2 protein-coding genes are annotated in these 2069 nt (G+C 49.4%); one reads left to right on the plus strand and one right to left on the minus strand.

Annotated features, from left to right (window positions below; translation table 11 throughout):
* The first annotated feature begins 243 nt into the window (after positions 1-243).
* Positions 244-1569 (plus strand): TolC family outer membrane protein, encoded by a 1326-nt coding sequence (locus tag ACR2PX_RS20220; protein ID WP_434001167.1) that lies wholly within the window; start codon positions 244-246, stop codon positions 1567-1569.
* Between the two features lie 391 nt (positions 1570-1960).
* On the opposite strand, the gene ACR2PX_RS20225 is transcribed toward ACR2PX_RS20220, so the two are convergent.
* A partial coding sequence (locus ACR2PX_RS20225; protein ID WP_433997355.1) for a zinc ribbon domain-containing protein occupies positions 1961-2069 on the minus strand: 109 nt, incomplete at its 5' end.

A 2069-nucleotide genomic window follows, 5' to 3' on the forward strand; every position in this document is an offset into this window, starting at 1 on the left:
AGAACGAGTCGAATTATTCGATGGATTCGTGAGAATAGTTGACCTATTTAATCGAATTCATCGAATAATTGGGCCGTTCTTTCTGGAATTTAGGCCGAAATAGTCTTAAGTCCGACAGGCTCCTAGCATGTACAGAAAGTACAGCGGGCCAGAGATGTTTTTCATAAGGTGATCAGGGCGACAGTCAGTGGTAGCAGCTTTCGGATAAACACTTGAATAGATGATTCAGAGGAACTCACCTCCATGAAAATACTTCGTGCGTCTGCGCCGACATTATTATTGATTGCAGCCCAGCTCCAGAGCATCAATGTACAGGCTGACAGCCTGGAGCAGGTGATCGCCCGAACGCTTGAGAGCAACCCACAGGCACAGGCCTCTTTGAACCGTTTTCAAGCCAGTACCGAAACGGTTAAAGTGGCACGGGGTGGTTACCTGCCCACGTTAGACTTCAAAACAGGTGTCGGCTCTGAAAGGCTGGACAGCCCATATACCCGGGCAGTAGGTTCAGACCAGAAGGACTTTAAACCGAAAGAGAATGCCCTGACTCTGAATCAGAACCTGTTCGACGGTCTTTCCACTACCAATGAATACCGCAAAACCCGAGAGCAGCAGGAAAGCCATCGTGAGTTACTGAGAAGCAAGGCAGAAATGCTGGCCCTGGATGTGGCCGATGTGTATCTGAAAGTCATGGAACAACAGCGCCAGGTTAAGCTGGCACAAGCCAACCTGAATACCCATGAAAGAATCCACCAGCTGGTCCAGCAACGAGCCGATCAGGGTGTGGCCAATCAATCAGATCTTTACCAGATTGAAGGTCGCCTTGCCCGCGCCCGGGCCAATGTAATCAGTTCCCGTAACAACCTTCAGGATGCTGAAAGTCAATATTTTCGCCTGGTGAATGACATTCCCAATGACCTCTCCATGCCCCAGATCAATGACATTGTACTGCCCGGCGAGCTGGACGAAGCCATAGCCATTGCCCTGAAAGAACACCCTGCCCTGAGTGCCAGCATTTATGATGTTAAAGCCTCCCAGCATGGTTATGATCAGACCCGCAGTCAGTTCATGCCCAAGGTCGATTTATCTTTGACTCAACGCTGGGATCGGGACGTTAATGGTCAGAAAGGCAAGCACGACGATACGCTGGCTATGCTCAGCCTGAATTACAACCTCTTCCGGGGTGGCTCTGACAGTGCCAAACGACAGGAAGCAGCCTATATGCTGGAAGAGAGCCGGGCCAATCAGCAAAACGCTCAGCGCATGGTGACAGAGAGTATGAAAATATCCTGGTCTGCACTGGACAGCCTGACCTCTGAGCAGCCATTTCTCAAACGACATATGGATGCCAGCGCTCAAACCGTTAAAGCCTATAAGCAACAGTTTGATTTGGGAAAACGCTCCCTGCTTGATTTGCTGGACAGCGAGAACGAAAGTTATCAGGCGCAGCGCGAATACACCAATGCGAACTACCGAGTGGTCTATGCCCGCTATCGCGTGTTGAACAGCATGGGACAGCTTCTGAGAAAACTGAATATTGGACTGCCAGCAGGCTGGCACACTGAAAGCTGAAAGCCACTTCAGCACTGACAAGGACGTCAGAAACACCCCTGACACTTTTCAAACATCACCCCAAGCTGCTAGATTGGTAAACAGCCTGCACAATAAGCAGGCTGAAAAATGTCTCACCGTGTTCGCCTTATCGGGCAAACTAAGTGCGATAACATGATGTGGGACTTTCATTATAAGAATAACAACAGGTACCTTCCTATGAACATGGATTACACCATCCTCGCCCTGTCTCTTTTTATTCCTACCGTTTACGGCTTTACTCTATTACTGTCCCTGGCTCTTGATCCTGAAACCTGATCATCAATAACCAATTCCAGAAATGGATGAAGCAGGCAACCTTTAAAGAGGTCCCTGCTTCCTAACCCGGTAATTTCTTGACATCCTCCCCGCCCTAAAGGACGGGAATTCCTACAGCTAGACGGTCATGCCCGACCGCAAGAATGTTTCTTGCTGCGTTTACGTCACGCAGATGTTCAGCTCCGCACTCTGAACAGACCCAT

Source organism: Endozoicomonas sp., assembly GCF_051008435.1.
GTDB lineage: Bacteria > Pseudomonadota > Gammaproteobacteria > Pseudomonadales > Endozoicomonadaceae > Endozoicomonas_A.

Coding starts and splice junctions, on each gene's coding strand:
- ACR2PX_RS20220 (WP_434001167.1), top strand. CDS start 244: ATGAAAATACTTCGTGCGTCTGCGCCGACATTATTATTGATTGCAGCC.